The sequence below is a fragment of the Simplicispira sp. genome (genome assembly GCF_028687295.1).
Lineage (GTDB): Bacteria > Pseudomonadota > Gammaproteobacteria > Burkholderiales > Burkholderiaceae_C > Simplicispira > Simplicispira metamorpha.
In genome coordinates this window covers 1-6,981 of record NZ_JAQUAL010000166.1, presented here as the reverse complement: position 1 = coordinate 6,981, position 6,981 = coordinate 1, and the positions used below count along the sequence as shown (strand labels likewise).

The following is a 6,981-nucleotide window of genomic DNA, read 5'->3' as shown; positions in this document are numbered from 1 at the left end:
CACCTGAGCGCGCCTGCGCGCAGCGCCGCACCTGCGGCGCTTGCACGTTTCTTGCGTAGCGTGGCGCCTGTTGCTTCTCTTCCCGGATAAAACGCCATGACCGAACTGCAAGCCCTGCGCGACACCTACCGCCGCGACAAAGCAGCGCTGCTGGCCCTGCTGGCCGCCTCGCAAGCCTCCACGCGCGGCATTCACTCCCATTTGCGCACGCTGGCGCAGATTGCGGGCAACCTGCTCACCCAGCTGTGGCAGCGCGCTGCCCTGCCCGACTCCATGGCCCTGGTGGCCGTGGGTGGCTTTGGCCGGGGCGAGCTGTTTCCGCACTCCGATGTGGACGTGCTGCTGCTCTTGCCCGGCAGCGACATGGCCGAAACCCAGCGCCAGGCCATCGAATCCTTCATCAGCAGCTGCTGGGATGTGGGGCTGGACATAGGCTCCAGCGTGCGCACCGTGGCCGAATGCACCAGTGAGGCGGCGCAGGACGTGACGGTGCAAACCTCGCTGCTGGAGGCGCGGCTGCTGCACGGCAATGCCGCCTTGTTTGCCGAGTTCCAGGCACAGTACCGCGCCCACTTGGACCCCAAAGCCTTCCTGATCGCCAAAACGCTGGAGATGCGCCAGCGCCACAACAAATACGACAACACCCCCTACGCGCTGGAGCCCAACTGCAAAGAATCGCCCGGCAGCCTGCGTGACCTGCAAACCGTGCTCTGGGTAGCGCGCGCCGCCGGGCTGGGCAACAGCTGGCAAGAGCTGGCCCGCAGCGGCCTGGCCACCCCATTCGAGCTGCGCCAGCTGGTGCGCAACGAAGCCCTGCTCTCTTTGGTGCGCGCACGATTGCACGCCATTGCCGGGCGGCGCGAAGACCGGCTGGTGTTTGACTTGCAAACCGCCGTGGCCGAATCGTTTGGCTACCGCTCCGAGGCCCCCGACGGCAGCGGCCTGCCCCTGCGCGCCAGCGAAACCCTGATGCGCCGCTACTACTGGGCCGCCAAAGCCGTCACCCAGTTGTGCCAAATCCTGCTGCTCAACATTGAAGAGCGGCTCAACCCGTCCGACTGCGCGCCGCGCCCCATCAACGCGCGGTTTCTGGACAAGGCCGGCATGATCGAGATCGCCAGCGACGACCTCTACCAGCGCGACCCGCACGCCATCCTCGAAACCTTTTTGCTCTACCAGACCTCGGCGGGCTTGCAGCACCTGTCGGCGCGCACGCTGCGCGCGCTGTACCGGGCGCGCAGCGTGATGGATGGGGCCTTCCGGCGCGACCCGGTCAACCGGGCGGCCTTTTTGCGCATCCTGCAACAACCCGAAGGCATTACCCACGCCATGCGGCTGATGAACCAGACCTCGGTGCTGGGGCGCTACCTGTGGCCGTTCCGGCGCATCGTCGGGCAGATGCAGCACGACCTGTTCCACGTCTATACGGTCGATCAGCACATCCTGATGGTGCTGCGCAATGTGCGGCGCTTTTTCATGGCCGACCACGCGCATGAATACCCGTTCTGCTCACAGCTGGCCGCTGGCTGGAACAAGCCCTGGACGCTGTACGTGGCCGCGCTGTTCCACGACATCGGCAAGGGTCGGGGCGGCGACCACTCGGAAATCGGCGCCGTAGTGGCACGGCGCTTTTGCCGCCAGCACGGCGTGGCCCGCGAAGACGCCCAGCTCATCGAGTTTCTGGTGCGCGAGCACCTGACCATGAGCCAGGTGGCGCAAAAGCAGGATTTGAGCGACCCCGACGTGATTGGCGCCTTTGCCCAGCGTGTGGGCAACGAGCGCCAGCTCACCGCGCTGTACCTGCTCACGGTGGCCGATATTCGCGGCACCAGCCCCAAGGTCTGGAACGCCTGGAAAGGCAAGCTGCTGGAAGACCTGTACCGCGCCACGCTGCGCACGCTGGGCGGGCGCGCCCCCGATGCCGCCGCCGAGATCGAAGCGCGCAAACGCGAAGCGCTGGTGCTGCTGGCCTTGATGGCCCAGCCCTTTGACGCGCACAAAAAGCTCTGGGCCACACTGGACGTGAGCTATTTCATGCGCCACGACGCCGCCGACATTGCCTGGCACACGCGCCACCTCTCGCGCCACGTGGGCAGCGCGCGGCCCGTGGTGCGCGCACGCCAATCGCTGGCGGGCGAGGGCTTGCAGGTGGTGGTCTATGCCGCCGACCAGCCCGACCTGTTTGCGCGCATCTGCGGCTACTTCGACCGCGCGGGCTTCAGCATCCTGGACGCGCGCGTACACACCGCCGCCAACGGCTACGCGCTCGACACCTTCCAGGTCACCACCACCACGCTGCCCGGGCACTACCGCGAACTGACGCACATGGTCGAAAGCGACCTGGCGCGCGCCATCGAAGAAGGCGGTGCGCTGCCCGAGCCGGGGCACCGGCGCCTGTCGCGGCGCGCCAAAAGCTTTCCGATGGCGCCGCGCGTGACGCTGCGCCCCGATGAAAAAGCCCAGCGCTGGCTGCTGGGCATTTCTGCCAGCGACCGCGCGGGCCTGCTCTACCTGGTGGCGCGCGTGCTGGCCCAGCACCACCTGAGCGTGCAACTGGCCAAGGTCAGCACCCTGGGCGAGCGGGTGGAAGACACCTTCCTCATCCAGGGCCCCGAGCTGCAAAGCAACGCCCACCAGATTCAGATCGAAACCGAGCTGCTGCAAGCACTGTCGTAGCAGCTCCTATTTCGATAGCTGGAAGCGCTCACCAGCATTGCGTTTGAAGGCTTTTTAAGCCTTCATCCACAGGCCGGGTATCAAAACGCGACGCGCACGCCCACCGTGATGTTGCGCCCCATCAAAGGTGCGGCATTCTTGATGAACGAGGTGTGGGCGTAGGCCAGCCGGTCGGTCAGGTTGTGGGCCTTGAGGTACAGCTGCCACGGGGTGGCGTTCACCTGGCCGCTGTAGCTGATGCCCAGGTTGAGCATGCCGTAGCCCGGTGTGGTGCCCTCGAACTCGGCCACGCGGGTCTGGCGGGCCACTTGCACCCATTCAACCTGCCCCTCCCACGCATTCCAATTCGCATCCAGACGCAGGCCCGCACGGGCGGCGGGAATGCGCGGCAGCAAGCCGCCGCCCGCCAGGCGCGCGCGCACCACGTCGCCGAACAAGGTCAGGCCGATGTGGCGCGTCAGGCGCTGGCGCACCTGGCCTTCGATGCCGGTGAAGGTGGCGTCCTGCTGCGCGTATTGCAGCAATTGCAGGCCATCGAGTTCATCGAGCGTGCGGCCATAGATGTAGTTGCGGATGCGGTTGCGGAACACGCTGACGCCAAACGTGGTGTCGCCGCTGGTCTTGCGCAGGCTCAGGTCGATGTTTTGCGAGACTTCAGCGCGCAGATCGGCATTGCCGCGCTCGTAGGTGCTGGTGGCCATGTGCAGGCCGCGCGCATACAGCTCTTCTGCCGACGGGGCGCGGCTGGCGCGGGTGAGCGATGCACCCAGCGCATAGCCGGGCTGGAACTTCCACACCGCGCCCAGCGATGCCGAGGTGCCATGGTGGCTGCGCTCGATGCCGCTGGTTTGCGCCTCGGCGGTCTGGCGGTCGTGGCGCAGGGCGCCTTCAAAACGCCAGTCGCCCCAGCGGTATTCCTCCAGCAAGAACAAGCCCGTCTTGCGCGTGACGGTGGGCTGCACATAGGCCTCTTCGCCCACCGCGCTGAACTTGCGCTGCGAGGTTTGCAGGCCGATCAGCCCCTTGAAACCGGCCACAGGTTCGTGTTGCAGCTCCAGGCGGGCGTCGTAGGCCTTGTTCTTGAACGTGGTGGAGACGGCACCTTCCTCGATTTCATCGTGCGCGTAGTCGGTGTGGCCCGCACGCAGGCGCAGGGCGGAGAAACCGGTGAAGGGGTTGCGCAGCTCGCCGCGCACGTCCAGGCGTTTGCTGCGCAAATCCACCACGGGCACGGCGCCGTGGGCTTCGTCGTGGCCGTGGTCGTGGTCGTCGTGCCCGTCCTCCATTTGGGGGCCGTGGGTGCCGCAGTGCAACTGGGCGCCATGGGTGTGGCAGCCGTCAAAGCTGTGGCTGTGGCCGGGCAGGCCGTATTCGGCGTTCTGGCGTGTGTAGGCCACGCCCAGGTAGCCCTGGCTGCCCACCCACGACAGGCCCAGGCTGGCGCTATCGGTGCGGTTGAAGCTGCCGGGCACTTTGCGCTCGGCATGGCCCTCGTGCAGCCAGCCGCCGCCCACGCGGTAGTCGCTGGCGTTGCGCTTGGCGCCTTCGACGTGGATGGCGATGTTGCCCGCGCCGCCGGTCAGTGCAAAGGCCCCTGCCCCCTCACGGGCGCCGCTGTTGGCGCGCAGTTCGGCGCTGCCTTCGATGCCCTTGTCCGGAACGGCGGTGGGCACTTTGCCATCGAGCACGTTGACCACACCGCCCACCGCAGCGCCGCCGTAGGTCAGCGCCGAGGGGCCGCGCAGCACCTCGATCTGCGTGGCCAGCAGCGGCTCGGCGGCCACGGCGTGGTCGGGGCTGATGGTGGAGGCATCGTGCAGCTCGGCGCCGTCGGACAGCACCTTCACGCGCGGGCCGTCCATGCCCCGGATGATGGGACGGCTGGCGCCCGCGCCAAAGTGGCTGGAGGTGATGCCGGGCTCGCTGGTGAGTGTTTCGCCCAGGGTGGCTTCGCGCTGGCGCACCAGCGCATCGCCTTCGAGCACGCTGACGGGGGTGGCCATGTCGCTGCTGCCGTGTTGCAGGCCGCTGGCCGAAACGGTGACTTCAGACAGCGCGGCGGTGGCTACCGGCGCCCCGGCGGGCGCCTGCTGGGCCTGTGCCTGGCCCCAGGTGGTGAGTAACAGCGCCACGGCCAGTGGCAGCGGGCGCAAGGCCTGGGGTTGGCGCTGCGACCAGCCTGTGGAGCGGGCGCTGGAGACATCCGCCAGGTGTTGGGCGATCAGACCGGTACGGTGAAAAATGGAAATCATGGTGTGCATTGAAAAAACACGGGCGGCGCGGACGCATCAGCGCACGCAGTCCGCCCCCATGCGGGGCATGGATAAAAGACAAAAAACGGCTCCAGCGCTTACGGGATAAGCGCTAGCAGCTATCAAAAAAGGAGTTATTACCTGGCGCAGCAGCCACTACAGGCCACGCTGCAAACGCAGCGCTGGCCATGCTCGGGTGCTCAGGTGTGGCTGGGCGCGGGGGGCGCGCCCCAGCCCATGGCCAGCGGCGGGGCGCGGGCCTGGAAGGCGGCGGTGCGCCGCGCACTGCAATGCGCGGCCGGGCCAGCGGGGGGCACGGTGGCGGGCGCTGCATGTGCCAGCGCAGGCGCGCTGCGGGGTGCATCGCCCAGGGTGAGCTGGTCGAGTAACTGGCAATCGACCAGGTGGTGGCCAGAAAAAAGCGCAGCCACCCAGGAGGTCTGGTCGCCCGGCGCAGCGTGCGGGCCGCCGTGGACGCTGTGGGCAGACAGCGCTGGCGCCGCATCGCCATGCACGGCGCGGTGCATCTGGCCCAAAGCGGGCGCCAATACCAGCGCCAGCACCAGCCAGACCGACCACCACACGGCGCTGGCCCTGCGGCCCACGGCCCGGCCCCGCTGCGCTGCGGTGGAACGGGTGCTGTGGGCGGGCATCACGGGAATGGGTACGGACTGGCGGGCGAAAAAACGGGCAAACGCGGTCAGTGCGCGTGCTTCATGCCGCAGTATTTGCCGATGGCCAGGTTTTTGCAGGCGGCTTGCAACTCTTTCATGCACTGCTGGGCGTCTTTGCCAGACTCCAGGCACTGCGCCGCTGCGGTGTGGGCGGCGGCCATGGCGCGGTGGCGTTCGATATCAGCCTTGGTTTCCTGGTCGGAATGCACCTGGGCCTGCGCCAAAGGGGCACACAAAGCGGCAAAGGCCAGAAGGGTCAGCAGACGGCGCATGGCAAATTTTCTCCAGATCAGATTCAAAAATCATAGCGTATAGCGCCCGATTGGCGCGCGCCACAGCCATTTTGGCTATCAAAAAAATAGACCCAACCTCAATCGGGCTTCAAAAAGCGGGTAAATGTCTTGCGGAATTTGTTCACCTTGGGGCCGACCACGGCGGCGCAATAACCTTGCTGCGGATTGCGCGCGTAGTAGTCGTGGTGGTAGGGCTCTGCGGGCGAAAAATGGGCCACCGGCACCACCTCAGTGACCACGGGGGCATCGAACCACTGCGCTTGCACCATGTGCTGGATCAGCTCGTGGGCCACCTTTTCTTGCTCGGGCGTGTGAAAGTAAATGCCGCTGCGGTATTGCGTGCCCACATCGTTGCCCTGGCGGTTGGGCGTGGTGGGGTCATGGGTGCCAAAGAAAATCTCCAGAATCTCTCGCACGCTGATGACCGCGGGGTCAAACGTCACGCGCACCACCTCGTTGTGGCCGGTGGTGCCGCTGCACACTTGCTCGTAGGTGGGGTTCAGAACATGGCCGTTGGCGTAGCCACTTTGCACATCCGTGACGCCGCGCACGCGGTCAAACACGGCCTCTGTGCACCAAAAACAGCCTCCGCCGAGGGTGATGGTTTGCAGTTGCATGAGAAGTCTCCTTGGGTGGAAGGTGAAGCGCCAGGATACAAGCGGGTGTGCGCGATTATGAATTGACGCCATCCAGGGGGATGGGTACATTACTAACCGGTCAGTCAGTAATCATCTTCACCCATGCCCCCCGATTCACACTCCTTCACGGCCCCCCCCGCGTCCCGGCGCGAGCGCCGCAAAGAGGCGCGCCCGGGCGAGTTGCTGGACGCCGCCCTGGATCTGTTCGTCGAAAAAGGCTACGCCGCCACGCGCGTCGATGACGTGGCAGCACGTGCAGGCGTCTCCAAGGGCACGCTGTTTTTGTACTTTCCCAGCAAGGAAGAGTTGTTCAAGGCCGTAGTGCGCGAGAACATTGCCGGGCGTTTTCCCGAGTGGAATGCCGAGGTCGATCAATTCCAGGGCAGCACCGCCGACATGTTGCGCTACTGCTACACCGTCTGGTGGGAGCGCATTGGTGCCACCCGCG

Annotated in this window: 6 protein-coding genes; 2 read left to right on the top strand and 4 right to left on the bottom strand. The window is 66.2% G+C overall.

Translation table 11 applies throughout. The annotated features are described in order from the left end of the window. The first annotated feature begins 96 nt into the window (after positions 1–96). On the top strand, positions 97–2,676 hold the full coding sequence (locus PHX69_RS14370) for a [protein-PII] uridylyltransferase (RefSeq protein WP_288044564.1): 2,580 nt from the start codon (positions 97–99) through the stop codon (positions 2,674–2,676). A gap of 80 nt (positions 2,677–2,756) precedes the next feature. On the opposite strand, the gene PHX69_RS14365 is transcribed toward PHX69_RS14370, so the two are convergent. The 4 genes from PHX69_RS14365 to msrA all read right to left on the bottom strand — a co-directional run bounded on the left by PHX69_RS14365 (position 2,757) and on the right by msrA (position 6,512). Next, positions 2,757–4,928: a TonB-dependent receptor domain-containing protein gene (locus tag PHX69_RS14365; RefSeq protein ID WP_288044563.1), complete on the bottom strand. Its 2,172-nt coding sequence runs from the start codon at positions 4,926–4,928 to the stop codon at positions 2,757–2,759. A 200-nt stretch (positions 4,929–5,128) separates the two neighbouring features. Then, positions 5,129–5,581 carry a hypothetical protein gene (locus PHX69_RS14360; protein WP_288044562.1) on the bottom strand — a complete coding sequence of 151 codons (453 nt, stop codon included), beginning with the start codon at positions 5,579–5,581 and terminating at the stop codon, positions 5,129–5,131. Between the two features lie 47 nt (positions 5,582–5,628). After that, positions 5,629–5,874 carry a hypothetical protein gene (locus PHX69_RS14355; RefSeq protein WP_119013119.1) on the bottom strand — a complete coding sequence of 82 codons (246 nt, stop codon included), beginning with the start codon at positions 5,872–5,874 and terminating at the stop codon, positions 5,629–5,631. Positions 5,875–5,972: 98 nt separating this feature from the next. Then, positions 5,973–6,512: a peptide-methionine (S)-S-oxide reductase MsrA gene (gene msrA, locus PHX69_RS14350; RefSeq protein WP_119013120.1), complete on the bottom strand. Its 540-nt coding sequence runs from the start codon at positions 6,510–6,512 to the stop codon at positions 5,973–5,975. 123 nt (positions 6,513–6,635) lie between these two features. Between msrA and PHX69_RS14345 the strand changes: the two genes are divergently transcribed. Next, a partial coding sequence (locus PHX69_RS14345) for a TetR/AcrR family transcriptional regulator (protein WP_288044560.1) occupies positions 6,636–6,981 on the top strand: 346 nt, incomplete at its 3' end.